General features: G+C 66.6%; 16 protein-coding genes and 1 pseudogene. 9 read left to right on the top strand and 8 right to left on the bottom strand.

Annotation, left to right across the window (positions count from 1 at the left end; translation table 11 throughout):
* Positions 1 to 225 precede the first annotated feature (225 nt).
* On the bottom strand, positions 226 to 447 hold the full coding sequence (locus ACZ4QV_RS40545; RefSeq protein WP_467764355.1) for a hypothetical protein: 222 nt from the start codon (positions 445 to 447) through the stop codon (positions 226 to 228).
* Between ACZ4QV_RS40545 and ACZ4QV_RS40550 the strand changes: the two genes are divergently transcribed.
* Positions 436 to 699 carry a hypothetical protein gene (locus tag ACZ4QV_RS40550; protein ID WP_467764356.1) on the top strand — a complete coding sequence of 88 codons (264 nt, stop codon included), beginning with the start codon at positions 436 to 438 and terminating at the stop codon, positions 697 to 699. The two genes, ACZ4QV_RS40545 and ACZ4QV_RS40550, sit on opposite strands and share 12 nt — an antisense overlap.
* 389 nt (positions 700 to 1,088) lie before the next feature.
* On the opposite strand, the gene tpg is transcribed toward ACZ4QV_RS40550, so the two are convergent.
* Complete coding sequence (gene tpg, locus ACZ4QV_RS40555) at positions 1,089 to 1,679, bottom strand: telomere-protecting terminal protein Tpg (RefSeq protein WP_467764357.1); 591 nt, start codon at positions 1,677 to 1,679, stop codon at positions 1,089 to 1,091.
* A 791-nt stretch (positions 1,680 to 2,470) separates the two neighbouring features.
* Here tpg and ACZ4QV_RS40560 point away from each other — a divergent pair.
* Positions 2,471 to 2,716 (top strand): hypothetical protein, encoded by a 246-nt coding sequence (locus ACZ4QV_RS40560; protein WP_467764358.1) that lies wholly within the window; start codon positions 2,471 to 2,473, stop codon positions 2,714 to 2,716.
* Positions 2,717 to 2,752: 36 nt separating this feature from the next.
* Here the strand turns inward: ACZ4QV_RS40560 and ACZ4QV_RS40565 are convergent, their stop codons facing one another.
* The 4 genes from ACZ4QV_RS40565 to ACZ4QV_RS40580 form a co-directional block, all read right to left on the bottom strand.
* Positions 2,753 to 3,253, bottom strand: coding sequence for a glutathione peroxidase (locus ACZ4QV_RS40565; protein ID WP_467764359.1), 501 nt, complete (start codon positions 3,251 to 3,253; stop codon positions 2,753 to 2,755).
* A 10-nt stretch (positions 3,254 to 3,263) separates the two neighbouring features.
* Positions 3,264 to 5,276 (bottom strand): hypothetical protein, encoded by a 2,013-nt coding sequence (locus tag ACZ4QV_RS40570; RefSeq protein ID WP_467764360.1) that lies wholly within the window; start codon positions 5,274 to 5,276, stop codon positions 3,264 to 3,266.
* Positions 5,269 to 8,295, bottom strand: coding sequence for a glycine--tRNA ligase (locus tag ACZ4QV_RS40575; protein ID WP_467764372.1), 3,027 nt, complete (start codon positions 8,293 to 8,295; stop codon positions 5,269 to 5,271). Before ACZ4QV_RS40575 ends, ACZ4QV_RS40570 begins: the two co-directional genes overlap by 8 nt.
* A 181-nt stretch (positions 8,296 to 8,476) precedes the next feature.
* Complete coding sequence (locus tag ACZ4QV_RS40580; protein ID WP_467764361.1) at positions 8,477 to 8,677, bottom strand: hypothetical protein; 201 nt, start codon at positions 8,675 to 8,677, stop codon at positions 8,477 to 8,479.
* Between the two features lie 239 nt (positions 8,678 to 8,916).
* Here ACZ4QV_RS40580 and ACZ4QV_RS40585 point away from each other — a divergent pair, with 239 nt between their 5' ends.
* The 5 genes from ACZ4QV_RS40585 (at position 8,917) to ACZ4QV_RS40605 (ending at position 13,577) form a co-directional block, all read left to right on the top strand.
* The gene (locus ACZ4QV_RS40585) at positions 8,917 to 9,267 is read left to right on the top strand and encodes a hypothetical protein (RefSeq protein WP_467764362.1); all 351 of its coding nucleotides are present in this window, start codon (positions 8,917 to 8,919) and stop codon (positions 9,265 to 9,267) included.
* A 106-nt stretch (positions 9,268 to 9,373) separates the two neighbouring features.
* Complete coding sequence (locus tag ACZ4QV_RS40590; protein WP_467764363.1) at positions 9,374 to 10,693, top strand: radical SAM protein; 1,320 nt, start codon at positions 9,374 to 9,376, stop codon at positions 10,691 to 10,693.
* Complete coding sequence (locus ACZ4QV_RS40595) at positions 10,693 to 11,586, top strand: radical SAM protein (RefSeq protein ID WP_467764364.1); 894 nt, start codon at positions 10,693 to 10,695, stop codon at positions 11,584 to 11,586. The genes ACZ4QV_RS40590 and ACZ4QV_RS40595 overlap by 1 nt, the downstream gene beginning before the upstream one ends.
* On the top strand, positions 11,583 to 12,422 hold the full coding sequence (locus ACZ4QV_RS40600; RefSeq protein WP_467764365.1) for an aldo/keto reductase: 840 nt from the start codon (positions 11,583 to 11,585) through the stop codon (positions 12,420 to 12,422). The genes ACZ4QV_RS40595 and ACZ4QV_RS40600 overlap by 4 nt, the downstream gene beginning before the upstream one ends.
* Positions 12,423 to 12,863: 441 nt before the next feature.
* Positions 12,864 to 13,577, top strand: coding sequence for a phytanoyl-CoA dioxygenase family protein (locus ACZ4QV_RS40605; protein ID WP_467764366.1), 714 nt, complete (start codon positions 12,864 to 12,866; stop codon positions 13,575 to 13,577).
* A 72-nt stretch (positions 13,578 to 13,649) separates the two neighbouring features.
* Here the strand turns inward: ACZ4QV_RS40605 and ACZ4QV_RS40610 are convergent, their stop codons facing one another.
* Positions 13,650 to 14,519, bottom strand: coding sequence for an LmbU family transcriptional regulator (locus tag ACZ4QV_RS40610; RefSeq protein ID WP_467764367.1), 870 nt, complete (start codon positions 14,517 to 14,519; stop codon positions 13,650 to 13,652).
* Positions 14,520 to 14,757: 238 nt separating this feature from the next.
* Between ACZ4QV_RS40610 and ACZ4QV_RS40615 the strand changes: the two genes are divergently transcribed.
* Positions 14,758 to 15,599 (top strand): IS5 family transposase gene (locus tag ACZ4QV_RS40615; protein ID WP_467764368.1). Its coding sequence is split into 2 segments (ribosomal slippage): positions 14,758 to 15,138 and positions 15,141 to 15,599, totalling 840 coding nucleotides; the frame shifts between segments, so codons are not numbered across the junction.
* On the opposite strand, the pseudogene ACZ4QV_RS40620 reads toward ACZ4QV_RS40615, so the two are convergent.
* Positions 15,591 to 16,216: pseudogene (locus ACZ4QV_RS40620) on the bottom strand (nucleotidyltransferase family protein). The gene ACZ4QV_RS40615 and the pseudogene ACZ4QV_RS40620 sit on opposite strands and share 9 nt — an antisense overlap.
* Positions 16,217 to 16,531: 315 nt before the next feature.
* Here ACZ4QV_RS40620 and ACZ4QV_RS40625 point away from each other — a divergent pair.
* Positions 16,532 to 17,374, top strand: coding sequence for an IS5 family transposase (locus tag ACZ4QV_RS40625; RefSeq protein ID WP_467764369.1), 843 nt, complete (start codon positions 16,532 to 16,534; stop codon positions 17,372 to 17,374).
* Positions 17,375 to 17,527: the final 153 nt, after the last annotated feature.

A 17,527-nucleotide genomic window follows, 5' to 3' on the forward strand; every position in this document is an offset into this window, starting at 1 on the left:
CCGGCATTGCGCCGGATCGGATGGTGGCCGGACCTCTGATCAGCGTCTCCGACAACACCTCCCGGGCCCGGTGACACCCCCCCAGGTCATCGACTTCGACAGGGGGCAACAGTCATACCGGGCCCGGAGGCCAGCAGCCCCGTTGCAGGACCGTGGAAAACATAACGGGGCAGGGGGCAGCGGAGCGTGACCGGAGGCGTCGGAGCGGGCCGTGCAAATGCTGCGCTACGACCGGGCGCGGGCGAGGAACGCGGCCAGGGCGCCGGTGGCTTCGGGGGCGGTGGTGGCGAGCCGGGCCGCGAACGCCAGCTGGTCGGCGTCGGTGCCGGGGAGCAGGCGGGCGAGTTCGGCGAGCAGCGCGGCGTGGGCGAGGACCGGCTGAGGCAGAAGGCCGGCGGCGGCTTCGCGGGCGGCCGGGGTGCGGTAGTGCCCGAGGTGCGCGGCCAAGGCGCGGGCGAGCCAGGCGTCGACATCGGCCTGGACGTACCCGCCGGCTCGCCGGGTGAGCTCCGCGCGTACGGCTTCGTCCCCGTCGCGGGGCTGGGCCTGCTCCAGAGTGCCGACCTGCGCAGCGCCTGGAGCTCGTCGGCGCGGGCCGCGATCCGGGCGGCTTCGCGCAGCTCGGCTTCCCGGGCGGCGGCGGCCGCGGCGTCGGCGGCGAGCTCGGCCTGGACGACATCGTCGGTGTCCGGGTCGTAGACCGTGCCCGGGACGGCGGCGAGCAGTTGGTCGATGCGTTCCCACTCCGCCCGCTCCGCGCGGCCGCGGACGTCGTCGGCCAGGTCCTCGTGCCGCGAGTCCTGCCGGGCGTCGAACAGGGCGTCCTCGAGGGCCGCCGCGACGGCGCCGGCGTCCATGCCCTTCGCCCGGCGCCGTACGACACGGCGGCCGATGCGGGCGGGGTCGACCGGCTCGCGGGGCGCGGCGACGTGCGGGGCGTACGGACTCCGTGCGGTGCGCCGGGGCGGCCAGGGCGTGGTCATCTTCGGCCTCGTATTCGTGGTGCGGATTCGGGAGCGGGCCACCGTCAGAGTGCTGGACGGCGGCCCGCTGAATACGATTCATAGCAGGCTCTGGTTTCGGCCGGGTCAGAACCGGAATTCTATTGATTTCACGTCCGTGAAATCTGCTCGCAGGCCAGCGGCGCGGGTGCCCCATTCCGTGAAATAGGACTCGGTGATGGCCTTCGCGACGATCGGATGCAGGTCCTCCTCCGTCGCACCGGCCTCCTGGAGCTGGAGGATCTGAGCGGCGTAGGTGGGGGAGATCGCCGTGGTGATGGTGCGCTCGCGGCCGTCGTCCGAGCTGCCCTTGCAGGTGAATCCGAAGTGCGCCGTCACGTCCACCATCATGCCGCCGGAGGTGGCTGCCAGCTCGCGGGCCTGTGCTCTGACCTGCGGTTGCCACGCTGATTCGGTCTCCTCCGCCAGAGCGGCCCGGAGACGCTTGTGGGGTGTGGTCAGCGTCCCCGCCCGGTAGCGCTCCACCGTCCGGCGCGAGACGCCCAGGCGCTCCGCCAGGGCCTTGGTCGACCCCTTCACCCGCGTAAGAAGGAATTTCACCTGCGCCTTTGCCGATTTCGGTGCGGGCCGGGTGAAGACCTTCCGCTCCGCCCGCGCGAGGGCGTCCAGGACCCTGCCGCGCCGCGGGGCCGGCCGCTGCTGCTCGTGATCGCTCATACCTCCAGGAATCCATGGTTCGCCTGGGGACAAGATCCTGACGGCCACGCAGGTGAGGCCACCTTCTGGCGCGAACCCGGCCGGTTCGTACCCAAGGCGCGGCAGACTGAGCGGCACAGTCACCGCCCCCGGGTCCTACCCGGCCGACAGCACTCTGGGAGATCACGTGACGCCCGAGCCTTCCGCGAGCCGCGGCCTGACGGAGGCCATCGGCCACTACATGAACGCCGTCGCCGCCGAACTGCTGGCCGATGGCATCCCGGTCATCGACGTACGAGGGTCCGACCGTGTGGGTGTCCTGACCGACGACGACTTCGAGACCGACGTCGACGGGGACCTCAGCTTCAACACAGCCTTCGAGCGCGGCCTGTACCCGGACTCCGAGAACGTCCTTTTGCACTGGTCGGGCACCTCGGGCTGGTGCCTGCTCCCGTTGAAGGACGATGACGCCGACTACTACGACCACGCCCGCTGGTTCGGGATCGGCCTGGTCCCACCCGTCGACCGCGTCGTCTCCTCCGTGGCCACGGCCAGGCTTTCGCCGACAGAAGCAGGGAGCAGCGAGCGGCCGTTCTACCGGACGCCGGGCAGCGACCTCACCGAGCTCCACCAGCGTCTGGAGGCGTTCGTCCCGGACCCGGAAGCCCTGCGGGGCCGTACGTACGGCATGTGCTTCGACCACCTGGTCGACAGGGTCTACACCGGCAGAGTGGACGGCGCCCTGAACTCGGCGGACGACACCGAGGTCCCGGTGGCCCTGCGCCCCGGGGAACTCGACGCCCCTGGACCTGATGGCCGCCCTGGAGGACAGCGTCCGCGCCGCCAGGGACTCCCGCGGCGAAGACGCCGGCGGTGCGCAGGCGTCGGTGACGCCGCTGCGGGCCATCGAGGACAAGGTCACCGGAACCGCGAAGCGCTCCCCCGCCCGCAAGAGCGTCCGCGCGCCGAAGGAGACGGGCGGCAAGAAGACCGCCGCCAAGGCGCCGGCGAAGAAGAGCGCGGCGAAGAAGAAGGCGACCGGCCGTCGCGCCGGCTGACTGCCGTACCGGGAGCGATCCGCTCAGCCAGTCGCGTCAGGCCGCCCGGGCCCGGGCAAGCGTCTCCTCAATGCGGTCGGTGACTACGGGAGCGTCTGGTGACACCTGCGAGCGGAACCGAATTGGATCCGCACCATCGGGGCCTACGAGGAACTTCTCGAAATTCCATTCGACATCCCCCGCGCGACCAGCTTCGTCAGCGATAGCCGTTAGCGCTTCGAATAGTGGGTGCCGACCTGTCCCGTTGACCTCGATCTTCTCGAACAAGGGGAAAGTGATCCGGAAGGCCGTGGAGCAGAACAGCTGAATCTCAGCGGGCGACCCTGGCTCCTGTCCGCCGAACTGGTTGCAGGGGAAGCCCACCACACTGAAGCCTAGCGAAGCGTACGTCTGCTGGAGTAGCTCCAGGGCTCTGTACTGCGGTGTGAAACCGCAGCGTGAAGCTGTGTTCACGATCAGCAAGGTGTGCCCCCGGCGGGACTCCAAAGTCACCTGTTCGCCCCCCAGAGTGTGTAGCGGAATGCCGTAGATGTTCATGGTTCGCCTCTCAAGTCCGGGAGGTGACGGTGAACGGGCGCCGGGCCACCCACAGTTGTCCGTGGAAGGCGACCGCCGCGTTGAGCTGGTAGGTTCCCGGCGGTGCTGCTGCCGGGACGGGCAGCGCCAGTTCGGTCCCCGGCAGCGTCGAACAACCGGGTGGCAAGATCTCTTCGGTGACATCACTACCGGGGCCCATGTCCCAGGGAACGTGCTCGAAGACAACCCGGGTCGCGGCGAACCGCCAGTCCCGCGCGGTGTCGGCGACAGAGCCGCGCAGCCGGAACCGGACCGTGTCGCCCTGTCGGGCGGAAGCCGGGCCTTCGAGACGGAGCTCCTGCACGTCGGCGGACGTGTCACCGATGTACGAGCACCGGTAGCAAATCGTTCGCCGTCGGATCACCCCATGACGCGGCAAGGACACGTCATTGCTCTCCACCGGCATTCCACAGTAGGGGCACTCGGTGTCAAGCCGCTGGTGGCCACCGGTTACGGATTCCTGTTCGTACGCGAAGCTCAGCACGCCCCCCAGCCGGGTGCAATATGTGGCGAGGAACGCGAGCAACGCGCGGTTGAGCGATACCCACCGTGCGGTCTCCGTGTCCGCCGCAGCGTCGAGCGCTTCCCATGATCCGCCCAGGACCGGCTGCTCACGGGAGGCGGCAGCCAGCACCTTGGTGTGGTACTCAAGCTGCGCGGACAGTGCGTCGCCCAGCCCTCCGGCACCGGAGGCGATACCGAACCGCGGGTAGCGTTGGGCAAGTTCAACGAAACGCTGCGCGAAGGAGAGTTGAGGGACGGTGTTCCAGAGGGACAGCAGCCGGTTGGCCGGTTCGACGGTCCGTATGTCCTCATGGGCGGTCAATTCCACTTCGACGGGTGCTGCTCCGGTGTGCAGGATCACCGCTTGCTCCGTTCCTGGTACCGCCCTGACCAGCAGCGAGTCCGAGGCATAGGTCGCACGGCCCGCCCGCCTCGCGGTCAGCGTGGGCAACGATCCCAGGGCTCCTCCGGAGACAGCAGCCAGCCGGAGCTCGCCCGCACCAAGCTCCAAGACCTGGGGAGTGGAACGCAGGTCTACTGAAGAACCTCTGGCCGTGGCAGACACTCGCTTGACCGGGTCACCGAGGAGGATCCACGGGGTGCCCTCCCCACGGCCTTGCGCAGCACGGTTGAGAAGCAGGCACACCTCACCCAACGGCTCCCCAGCTCGGAGCAGGGCCAGCGCGTACACCAGGGAGACATCGTCCGTAACACTCACCTTGTACGTCGTGAGGAGGTGCCCCACGCGCTCCGACCGCAGAATGTCCTGGCTGACCATGCCCCGAGCACCGAACACACTGCCCGTGGGCGGAGCACCGAAGCACGTCTGCCACACCATGACGTCCGCGGCGAACCCGCGAGGGTCCACGAGGACCGGCGTCGCGGCCGACGCCCGCATGCACGGGCCTCCGTTGCTGCACGGCGCGAACTCCTCGCCCATGTCCGCGTCGCGCTGGGGCGCCATACTGCACATGATGCCCGGACCCAGTTGAGCGTCGATGCCGTTGGCGTGGTTGGAGAGCCCGACCAGTTCGTGGCCCTTGGCGAGCTCCGCGAGAACGTCCGGATCGTCGTGCGGCATGAGGACCAGGTCCGTCGTCCGGCATGTCTCCGTCCCGGAGAATCCGAACTGGCTGATCGCGAGCGTACTTTCGCTTAAGCCACGTTCGACCGCTGACTGCGTGCCCGCCATACGCCGGGACTGGGCGTCCGCCACCTCGGGATCGCCCCATGTCGGCAGAAACCCGAGACGCGCGCCACTCTCGGCGGACGCCTCGGTCACGAGCGTGAGATCACGCACGGACGTGGCCGAGTCCAGGACGAGCAGCAAGTCCGCCGGCCCCTCCCGGACGACGGACAGGACTCTGGCGAGATCTTCGACGTGAATCCACTCGCATGCGTGCCGTTCCGCGTGGGTCTTGCCAGCCTGCCTCCCGTCGCCGCTGGACAGAACCCGGGTGCGACTCGTCGTCTCAGTCATGGCCGAGCTCCCCGGCCAACGCGGCACCGATGACGGACCAGTCCAGAACGCGCGAGGCCAGCTCGCCGATCTCGGACAGCAGGCGCAGCCTGGCCGCCCTCAATGCCGGATCCTCGGCCATCACTAGCACCTCGTCGAAGAACGTGGCCACCGGCTGCACGAGGGCCTGAGACAACTCGACGAACCTCCCCAGATCCACTGCCCCGGCGTCCATATCCTTGGCGAGCTGGCGGAAGGCGTCGTACAGCCCGAGTTCGGCCGAACCAATCAACAGCGTGAGTTCACCGTCGGCGTACGACTCGGGCGGAGCGCCCGCGACGATCTGCTGTACCCGCTGCAGCGCGCCTGCGACAGCAACGAAGTCGGGCGTGCCGATGTGCAGCTCCAGTTCGGCGAGGGTGCCGTCGGCTACTGCGGGTGCGTCGGCGAGCCTCAGCACCGCCGCTACGCGTCGGTGGTCGGTCCCCTGGTCCAACAGCTGCTGTTCATAGCGCTTGACAATGAACTCGTGTGCCTTGGCGACCTGTTCGTCGGACACGTCGACGCCCTGAGCGCGCAGCCTGGTCGCGGCGGCGGAAAGCCCTCGGCTCAGCGTGAGATCCCGGACGGCCGGCACGTTCCGCAAGATGCTCACCGCCCCCAGAGCTGCCCGCCGCAAACCGAACGGGTCCGAACTTCCGGTGGGATTCGCACCCACCGCGAACAGCCCGACCAGGAGGTCGAAGCGGTCCGCAAGGGCAAGGACCGCGCCCGGGGCCGTGACTGGAAGCGCGTCGCCGGTCGAACGGGGCAGTTCCATCTCGTACAGGGCCCGTGCGACGGGCTCCGGCTCTCCAGCCCGCAGGGCGTACTCGCGCGCCATAGTTCCGGCCAGGCTCGTCAACTCGATGACCAGTTGTGAGGCAAGGTCGAACTTGGCCAGCTCACCGGCTCTGCGTACGACACTCTGCCCGTCCCCGGTCAACGACACAGCTGTACCCGGAGCCACCAGGGCCTGAGCCACGTCCGCAATGCGTGCCGCGCGGTCGGCCATGGAACCGAGGCGCTCCTCGAACGCGAGTTTCCCGAGTCCCGACTTCATCTCGTCCAGGGCGGTCTCCAGATCGGCCCGCCAGAAGAATGCGGCGTCCTCGTAACGGGCCCGCAGCACCGCCTCGTTGCCACCCCTGACAGTCTCCTCGTCGCAGGCACCGTTAGCCACCGCGACGAAGTAGGGCAACAGTCGGCCGTCCGTGCCCCGCACCGGCAGGTAGCGCTGGTGCTTGCGCATGACAGTCGTCAGAATCTCGGCGGGCAACTCCAGGTAGGACTCATCGAATCGCCCCAGAATGGCCGTCGGGTGCTCGACCAGGTTGGCGACCTCGTCCAGCAGCCCGGCTTCGGCATCAGCATCGAAGACACCCCCCACCGACTCGGCCAGCCGCTGCGCCTCGGCGACGACGAGGGCACGCCGTTCGGCACCGTCCAAGGTGATGCCGCGCGCAGCGAGGAAGGCGGGATACTCGTCGGCGGTTGGCACGACGACGACAGGATCCGTGTCATTTCGGTACACCCGAGTTGTCCTGCCACCGGTCAGGGACGACACAGCGAGCGGGACTTCCACATCACCGAGCAAGGCGAGCAGCCAGCGCACGGGACGCGAGAACGACAGCTCTGGATCGTTCCAACGCATGTTCCGCGCAGCGCGCAGCTCGGCGACCACCTCTCCCAGAAGTTCGCTGACAACCGCAACCGCGGAACGCCCCGCGACGTGCTTGCGCGCCTGTACGTACTCGATACCGGCGGCCTCCGTCCGTACCAGCTCCTCGACCGGAACCCCTTGACCGCGGGCGAAGCCGAGTGCGGCCTTGGTGGGGTTGCCGTCGGAGTCGTAGGCGGCTGACACCCGCGGACCACGCACCTCACGTTCTGCGTCAGGCTCCCTTGCTGCCACCGCGTCCACGACGGCGACCACGCGCCGGGGGGTGGCGAAGGTGCGGATCGGGCCATGCTCAAGACGTGTGGCCGCCAGCTTTTCCACCAGCGCGGACCGCACGGCTTCGGCGGTACGGGAGACCTCCGCGGCCGGCAGTTCCTCAGTGCCGATTTCGAAGAGAAGCGTCGCCTCCCCTGTCGTCTCCGGAAGCCGCTCAGGCAACCGCGCTGCCGACGGAGGTGTGGACACACCCAAGGGATGGCCGAGTTCGGCACGTACCTCGGTCCACAGCTGGGAGACCTCGCGGGAAAGCGCGCGCATCCGAGTGAAGGCCCGGGCGCGTTCCGTGGTGGACACGGCCCCCCGGGCGTCCAGCACGTTGAACGCGTGCGAGCACTTCAGCACCTGGTAGTGGGCCGGGACCGGCAGCTTCACGTCGAGCATGCGGCGCGCCTCGGCGGCGTACTCCTCGAACAGCCTCTTGGCGGAGTCGACATCGGCGTCGTCGAGGTAGTAGCGGCTCATCTCATACTCGACCTGCCCGAATGCCTCGCCGTACGTGATCCCCGGCGCGTACTCGATCTTCTTGAAGTGGTCGACCTTCTGCAGAGCCATGAGGATGCGCTCCATGCCGTAGGTGATCTCGACCGACACTGGGTTCAGCGTGGCTCCGCCCGCCTGCTGGAAGTAGGTGAACTGCGTGATCTCCAGCCCATCCAGCCACACTTCCCAACCGAGCCCCCAGGCGCCCAGCGCGGGCGAGGCCCAGTTGTCCTCGACGAATCGGACGTCGTGTTTGCGCACGTCGATGCCGATCGCGGCAAGGCTTCCCAGATACAGCTCCTGCGGGTTCCCGGGATCGGGCTTGAGGATCACCTGGAACTGGTGGTGCGTCTGCAGGCGGTTGGGGTTCTGCCCGTAGCGGGAATCGTCGGGCCGGACGCTGGGCTCCACGTAGGCCGCTCGCCACGGCTCGGGGCCGGTCGCCCTCAGCACGGTGGCTGGGTTCAGAGTTCCCGCGCCGACCTCTGTATTGATCGGCTGCACCGCGATACAGCCCAGGTCGGTCCAATACTTGCTCAGCGCGAGCAGCGCGCCCTGCATAGTCAGCACAGAGTGAACCTCAGGTGAAGAAAACGGAGCCATTCGGTGCCAAACGGCACACGCCGGGGCTGATTGCAAAACAGCAACATAGCAAAGCCGAGAACGGCCCGAGCCATAGTTAGCCCGGGCCGTCCACCTCTTGAGACGCGTCATCGGGCTAATGCGGCCCGACCGACGGATGTCACCAGTAGCAGAGCGGACTGGCGACGGAAGAGCGGTCGAGCTGGCCGACAATTGAGGTCTGACCCGTCTTGGCGGCAGCCGTTGCCGAGGTGTTGTCCGCGGCCTGGGCCCCGGCAACCGGGGCAATCAGTAGCGCGGCAGAGGCGCCGGTGATCGCGGCGGCACGCAGAGCGCCATCCCTGATGTCCTTCAGATTCATCCCTTGGACCCTCCCAAATTTATGCCCTGTTGATGTAGCCCCCAATGGCTACGGCATGCGGACGCTAGCAGCGACTTCGAAACAGCGTCAATGGCACCGATGTCCCGCCGGCGGGACAAGGTCTTGCGGCCCGCCAGATTCTTGTTTACGTTCCCTTCCGCAACAGCCCCGGAGATCTTAGAGTTACAGCGACAACACATTCCCGATCCCGGGGCCACCTCTCAAACCAGGAGGTTCAATTGCCCACTCCTCGTCAGCACAAGGACAACCACATTCTCTATGCGGATGCGGTGGGTTCCACCTGCAAGTCCGGCGTGTGGTTTGCCGAATCCGATTCCTTCAAGGGGCAGCAGAACGCCGTTCTCGAAGCGGTCAAGGAAAAGATCGACTGGATTCCGGTCGAGAATGTCGTGATGGCGGTGAGCCTGAACCCCCCGGGGATCGTGCTGATCGCGCCCAACCCTTCGCTGCCCGGTGTCATCGTGCTGGCCGATGGCGCCACCCCGGCCAGCACTGAGGAATTGCGGGCTCGCTACGTCGAGATCGTCCGTGAAGCGACGAACGAGGCCGGCGTCCCCGTGGAGGTCTGACGGATCAGGGGCCCGGCCGTGGCAACCCACGGCCGGGCCCGATTTCTCGAATGGCCGCCGACGGACTACGGCCTTCCTCTCGGCGACTTACGAAGGGTGAATTTCGGTGACCGTGCCAGCCAGCTCAGTCGATTCCATCAAAGTGGAACAGAAGGAGGACGTCTGGGGCAGCTATTTCCTTTACGGGCTCTCCGGCGGTTCTGCGGCTCTCTTCGATCCAGTGGCTCTGGAGAGCGTCTACCTGTCCCCGTCGGAGGTGGGCCGGCTCCGGGCCGACGACCCCGGCCTTGCGGAGGAATTGCAGGCCCACGGTTTCAACCGCACAGCTCAGGTGCCCGACCGGCGGGAAGCCGTGATGAACAGGGCCGGGACGGAGCTGGCCGGCGCGCCAACGCACATGTCCGGCTACCGGATCGTAGTGACCGACAAATGCAATATGAAGTGCTCGTACTGCTTCGTCGACACCAACACCGGTAATCCCGACATGAGTCAAGAGGACTTGCGCGAGGGTCTCGATCTGCTACTCACCACGAACAAGGGCAGGGAGCGGCTCAGCATTCAGTGGTTCGGCGGCGAGCCCACCATCAGGTTCGACCTCATGAAGTGGGGTGACGAGTACGCTCGACGGCTGGCGAAAGAGTACGGAATCGGCAAGGTAACGCCGGTGGTTGTGACCAATGGTGTGCTGCTCACCGATGAAATGCTCGACCACTACAAGGAGTTCCAGTACGGCGTCGGCGTTTCCATCGACGGCCCTGCCAGCGCCGAGCGAACCCTGCTGTCCGGGAAACCTGCGGACCCCCGGATCCACCGCAACATCGCGCGTATGGTGGAAGCCGGGGTCGATGTCGGAGCCAATCTGACACCCACCCAGTACAACGTGGGCAGGATGGTGGAGGTCGTCAAGTACCTCATGGATCTCGGCCTGCGCTTCATTTACATCAACACGCCCATTCCGATCTCCGGCAAATGGCACGTCCCCGGGGCCGCACTCGCCAAAGCCCTCTTCGACGCACGACTCTACGCGGCTGGGCGGGGCGGGATGGTGTTCTCCCGGCTCGATCGGGTCTACCAGGGCATTGACACACGGCAGCCTCGGATCTACGAGCATATGCAGCGGGACGGAGGAGTGAGGGTCGCTCTGCTTCCTGGGCGACGTATAAGCGTGCTCGACCTGAACTGGCGCGATCAGGAATTCATTTACTCCATCGACGACATACGCAGGGACCCAGGGCTGCTGAATCTGGCTCGCAAACCCCTTTTCCCCTCACCGAGTTGCGAGACCTGCCCGGCACTCGCGCTGTGCGGCGGCCCGAGTCAGAACGACCGCGCGCTGCGCCACACCGGGCGACCGGACCCGGAGTTCTGCGACTTCCACGAGCAGGCGCTGGCGCTGGCGCTGTCTGACAACACGGGGCTGCAGTGATGGCGGCCCCGCCTGCCTTGGCGGACCCATCCACCGCCCTACGGACGCCCACTTCCGTCCTGGTCTCGACCGCCGACGCTTGCCGGGTGGGATGTCGTTTCTGCTTCCGGGCGGACCGAGGTAGTGACGTCTTGGACCTGGATACCTACGCCCGCGCTCTGTCCCGGCTCAAGGAGCTGGGCGTCGTCGAGGTGTGCCTCAGCGGCGGCGAACCCACCGATCATGAGGAGTTCCGGCAACTTGTGCGGATCTCCCTGCAGTTTGGCCTGCCAGTGTCCACGGTTAGCGCGGCGCGCGAAGGCGTGAGGGCCGAGCGTCTGGAATCAGCGGCGGGCATGCTGAGCTGGATCACTCTCTCCGCGGACAGTGTCGAGGCCGGCCGACTCGGCGGGGTGGACCGCTCGCCTGCATCCGCCGTTCCGCTCATTCGTCAGCTCCCGCAAGGACGAGTCAGCCTGCACGTGACGTGCTGGAAGCTCAGCGAAGAGGAGGTGGACGAATGGGCGGACATTGTGCAACGGACAGGAGTCCGTCTAGAGATCAGTCCGCTGCTGCCCACCGAGAAGTTTTCACCAGCCGCGGACCGGGACTCGCTTCCAGCCCAGTGGGCAAGCGACCAGAAGGTCCTGTTGTCGCGATTCGCGCTGTCGGATGTTCTGAGGAAGAACCTGGAGGGTTACGCCTCCACCTTTGACGCCGCCGCGCCGGTCTCGGTGTGCGCCAGCTCCCGGCTGTACCTGTCAGCCAACGGTGAGATCCGTCGCTGCCCCTACGACCAAGATCGTGGCGTCAGCGTCTGGGCCGACCGTTCTGAGGTGCGGACGAGCGTCCAGCAACTTTTCACGCACCCGTCCCGGACGGCGCGTTCCTGCCTGGGGATCTGCCGACCGTGAACACGACCACTCGCGTGAACGGCATCGCCCCGTCTATCGCCCTCGGCACCATGCGCGTCTCCGGCACCTTCAACGGTCTGATGGTGCTCGCCAGGGACGAGTCCCTGGCGGTACGACTGCTGCGCCGCGCCTACGCCACCGGCGTACGCCTCTTCGACACAGCGCCGATCTACGCCCGCGGCTCTGCGGAGCAGGACCTGGCCCTGGCTCTGCGCGACCTGCCGGACTGCCGGATCTGGACCAAGACTGGCGTAGACATCAGCGGTGTGCTGCCACGGCTCGACTATTCCCTATCCGGCCTCGTACACAGCTACACGACCAGTCTGGACCGGCTGTCGGGTCTCACGCCCGAGGCCCTGTTCGTCCACAACCCGCCCGTGAATGTACTGCGTGACATCGATTTTCCGAGGCTGCAGAAGGAGTGCTCCCTGCTCACCCCTCGCGTGCGTGTCGGCGTCTCCGTACTGACGGGGGCACATCTCGCGGACGTGCTCGAATCGAATCTCCCGCCGGGGGCACCGGTCATGGCGGAAGCAGTCACGCTCATCGCGGAACCAGCCATCGCCGCCGAAGTGCGGCGCCGATTCACCCTCGTCGTACGCAGTCTCTTCAACGGCGGAGAGCTCATCCGCGCCGTGGCCGAACCGCAACGACCCGACGTCATTACAGAGTCGGTGTGCGAGCTGCGGGAAGAGTTGCGACCGGCCGCCCTCGTGATCGCGCCACGCACGGAAGCACAGCTCGACCAGTACCGGCCGCTGCTGCAGGAGATCGGGGCAGTTTCGGACACCGTCGGCCAACAGGGCGAGAAAGAGAGGAACGATGCCCACCACTGAACAGGCGCTCCGTGCTCTCGCTGCGTTCGGAGTGTGCCGGCTGCCGGGATGCGCCGACGAGTTGTCGCTCGGCGCCGGTCAAAGCAGAGTGCACCCAGGCAGCCCACTGGACGACCTGCTCGGCGCGGCCGTCGGCAGGGATTACGAGGTCGAAACGGGAGCGGACCGACACCGCCTCTCCTGCGGACCGGGGTCGCGGCTCCTCCTGCTCAAGCCCCGCCTCAGCTCGCACGACGGTCTGCCAGTACTCCCCGGGGGCCACCGGCCTGGCAACGTGCCGCCAGAGGCACGCCGCCATTTCACGGAGCACCACGACGGGGCGGTAAGCCGACTGCCACATGGACCGAAGGACTTGATCGTGCTTTATGCCGGTACCGCGCCGACACAACTCAACGGTTATCACTGGGCGACAGCCGTGCCGGGCGCTGGCGAGAGGCAGCGATGAACCAGGACCAGACTGGCGCCGAGCCCATCGCACCTCGTGGCTACTTTGTGTCACAGGACGCGATCGAGAAGTTCCGAACCCTAGGGTACGTCCGTCTCGACGGACTATTGAATCCGTACGAGGACCGGCTGGACTCAGCGTTCGAGGAACTGTTCGCCGACAGCACCCCGCGCCGCGGCCAGATGGGAAGGCTGGGTGTCCCGCGCGCCGGGAGCAGACATCCGCTTCTGCGGGGCCTGCTGACAAGCCTGATCGAGCCGGTCACCGAGCAGGTTGTCGGCAAGCCGGTCACGTACCTCGGAGGCGACGCCGTGGTCTACGGGGGAGACTCCTACTGGCACCGGGACGGCAACCATGGTGCAGCAGTGATCGTCAAAATGGTGACGTATCTGGAACCTCTTGACGCAACCTCGGGTGCGCTACGCGTCCTTCCTGCCACGCATGGGAAGGACACTGCCTGGACCCAGCACCTCCGCTGGCTCCAGGAACCTGAGAAGCATCTGGGAGTCACCGGAGACGAGCTTCCGTCGGTCGTCATACCCACGCATCCGGGCGACGCGATCGTCTTCGACACCCACATCCTGCATAGCGCCTTCCACGGTGGCAGCCGCAGGCGTCAGATCACTTGGACGTTTGCAAACCCACCGGACAGTCCGTCAGCCAAACAGGAGATATCTCAGTACGTCCTGGCTGATCAGGGTGTTGTATGAAGAGAGCGGCAGGCACGGATAACCGGACATCTGTTCATGCTCCGCCGTGAACTGCCGCTCTGCTTCTCACGCCTAGTCGATCGCTCGCGCTGTCTGCTCAACGATGCTGCGCGAAGCGGCCTCGTTCAGGGACTCCAGAATCCATTCGGACAGCGTCTTGCCAGCCTGGGTCGCCGCCTGAGCCCAGGCTCTCTCATACTCCTCTGTCGTGCTCAGGCGCACGTGTATCTCTCTTTCCTCAACTGAGTCGGCGTCGGCCGCCGCCCGTTTGATGGCGCTGCGCAGATCGCGCCGGGTCCACCGTGACTCCTCTGCCAGGGAAAGCCACTTGTCCTGTTCACCGGGCTGCAATGCGGCGACCTCAGCATGGTGTTGGAAGCTCAGACGTGCTCGTCGGCGGGTGATGGGCACCTTCCCTGCCACCCAGGCGTAGTTACGGAGCGTCTTATAGTCCAGTCCAGTTTCGGCCACCGCCTTCCTGTAGCGATCCGGATACCGTTCGCGGCCAAAAATTAGCCAATCTCCCAGCCACCAAGCGGACGAGTCCGAGATGAGGAACAACTGTCGGCCGAAGCTCTGCCACCGGGAGAACGTAAAGTCCTCCGGAAGCAGAAGACCCGTCCTCCTGGTGAGCGCAGCTCCCGGAAGTAGTAAGCGGTTGCCCGTCCGCTTGTCGCCGTCATCATGGCCCACTCTGCTTTCGCTTTGCATCCGTTCTTCCTTGCGAAGTCCCCCTACCCGTGCATGTTGCGGGATGCATATGCGCCAGGCAACCAACTGATCATTATTTAATGCTGCGTACACACAGCAGCGGAGGGGCACGTGCGACGACTGGCTGAATCCGAAGCCGGGTGTGGCCAGGCGGATCGACCATGCAGCCAGGCGATAGACGGCTGCGTACAGGGCGGCCTTGCGGTATTTCGGTGGCGGATTTGCGTGCACCGGGTCTCCTGGCTGGGCCAGCAGTTGATATCCACGCAGCCCGACGGCAGGCTCAGGCGAGGACGGCGAGCAGGGCGGCCAGCGCGCTGCCGTCGGGGCTGGTGGCGGTGTGGACGATGTCGCGGACCGTTCTGCGCAGTGCGTGGGCAGCGCTGTCCTCAGCTCGGGCGGCCTGCGAGCGCTGGGCTCGAGCGAACGCCTTACTGATCGTTTCAGAATGAGTTGAGCCGCACATCTTGTGCTCTACGATCTTGGTCGGCAGGGTGTCCGGGAGCGTGCTGATCTTGTGCCCGATGACCTGTGGGAGCGCATAGCTCCACTGCTGCCTCTCGCTCCCGAGCGGCGCCATCGATACCCCGGGCGCCTGCATATTCCGGATCGGACGGCACTCGCGGGCGTCATGTATGTGCTGCGGAACGGTGCCGCATGGCGTGACGTTCCCGCCGAGACCGTCGGCTGTTCCGGGATGACCGCCTGGCGTCGGCTTCGGGACTGGACCGAGGCCGGCGTCGGGCCACGCCTGCATGCCGCTCTGCTGACCGAGATGCGCCGCGCGGACCTGCTGGATGTGAACGACTGCGCTGTCGACGGCTCGCATGTACGGGCCCTCAAAGGGAGGATCATGTCGGTCCATCACCCGTGGACCGTGCCCGTCCCGGCTCCAAGCACCATCTGCTCGTCGACCGCCACGGCACTCCACTGGCCGTCACGCTCACCGGCGGCAACCGACACGACGTCACCCAGCTCCTTCCGCTACTGAACGAGGTTCCGCCGATTCGAGGCCGGCGTGGCCGGCCCCGCTGCAAGCCCCGACGCGTGTATGCCGACCGCGGCTACGACTTCGACAAGTACCGCCGCCTGCTGTTTAAGCGCGGCATCAAGCCGATGATCGCCCGCCGCGGTGTTGCCCACGGCTCAGGACTCGGCAAGGTGCGCTGGGTTGTAGAGCGCACCTTCGCCTGGCTTCACCACTTCAAGCGCCTGCGAATCCGCTACGAACGCCGGGCCGACCTCCACCTCGACCTGCTCCAACTTGCCTGCAGCATTATCTGCCTGCGTCGGCTCCGCACCTCAGGATGAAGAAGACGCCAGGGTGGCAGACTCCGACGGCCAGCCGAGCACAGTCAGCTCAGGCCACTGCTGCTGCCAGCGGGCCGCCTTGGTCTCGTACACCTTGCGCGGGGCAAGCACCGGGTTCGGGCGCACGACGAGGTTGAACACGTCGGAGAGCCCGTGCGGTGCATAGACGCGCCATTGTCCGTCTGGCTCCAGGCGCACGCCCAGGCAGCAGGTGGTCGCCGCAAAGCTGTCGATAGCCGCCTCCGTGGAGGCGTGAGGAGCGCAAGGGACACCGAACTTCTGCTCGTACCAGAGGTGGACGCGAGCCTCGTTGCGTACCTCGACCTCTGCCGGCAGCCCCGTGAACGCTTCGTCGGCTGCCTTGATCACTGCGTCCTCCGCTTCCCAGGACAAGTCCCGGTCGTCAAAGTAGAAGACGTCGTAGTCCTTGATCCCGCTGGTGGGATGCCTGTCCGTGACTACGTTCCAGACAGTCTGGAACAGACAACCCGCCGTCACGTACCAGTTGGGCAGCCCAGCTCTGCCGTGCGGTTCAGCACCTCCACCAGCACCTCGTTACGGGCCAGCACGGACTTCAGAGCGGCAAGCTGCTCATCGAGAGGAAGGCGACTGATCATTGCCCATGCCTACTACGTGAGGGCCTACAACGCCTCCGGCCTCTCCTTCTCACGGCTCTCCCGATCGATCTGATTCTGAAACGGTCAGTTAGAGGGCGTTTTGCCGCCTTTTGCGGGTTTCTACGATGAATTCTGGTGAGTGATAGGTGAGGTGAGTGCGGCGCGTGTCACTCGCGTGGCAAATGAGGCCGAGATCCGGTTGTTGCGCGCCGCCTGCTCCTGTTTCGTCGCAAAGTGCGCCGGTTGGGTTCGAATGCCCCTGCCCGTCCGGCCCACGCCCTGACCGGCGGCCCGGTCCTCGGCTACTCCGGAGGCATGAGCGCGCGTCGCCGCTATCCCAGTGACCTGTCAGCTGCCCGCTGGGCCCTGGTCGAACCGCTGCTGACCAGCTGGCGGGAGGGCATCGTCCGCCGGGGTCTCAACATCGGCCACCCGCCCCGCCATGACCTGCGCGACCTCCTGGACGCGGCGCTCTACGTGGCCCGCACCGGCATCCCCTGGCGCTACCTCCCGCACGACTATCCGCACTGGAACACCGTCTACCACTACTTCGCCCGCTGGGAACAGGACGGCATCTTCGAGCAGCTCAACGCCCTGCTGCGGCGCCGCGTCCGCGAGGACGAAGGCCGCACGCCGGAGCCGACCGCGATGGTGATCGACGCGCAGAGCATCAAGACGTCCGCCAACGTCCCCGCGGCCGGCCAGGGCGCCGACGTCGGCAAGAAAATCGTGGGCCGCAAGCGGAGCGTCGTGATCGACACGACCGGCCTGCTGCTGGCCGTCCTGGTCACCGCCGCGAGCATCCAGGACTCCACCGCCGGCGAGACCCTGCTCGACCGGATCGCTGCCGCCCACCCCACCATCCGCAAGGGCTGGGCCGACCGCGGCTACCGCGAATACCTCGTCGACCACGCCGCCCGCCTCGGCATCGACCTCGAAATCGTCCGTCGCACCCCCGGCGCCGCCCGCGGCTTCACCGTGCAACCGCGCAGGTGGTGCGTGGAGCGAACCCTGGGGTGGCTGATGTTGAACCGCCGTCTGGCCCGCGACTACGAAGCCCTCCCGGCCCGCTCCACCGCCATGATCTACATCGCGATGATCGCCCTCATGGCACGACGCCTCACCAAAGAATCCACACCAACCTGGCGAGGACTCTGAAACCTCGCTAACGCCGCACATCAGGACGAAACATTGGGAGAAAACGCCCTCTTAGGCACAATGCCGTTGTTTTATGGATCTGCGCGTTGAGGTCGTTGGATGCGTACGGCTCTGACACCGGTGCGGGTGGGCTGGGGCCAGGTGTGGTGTCCG

Source organism: Streptomyces sp. NPDC026394, from assembly GCF_055567735.1.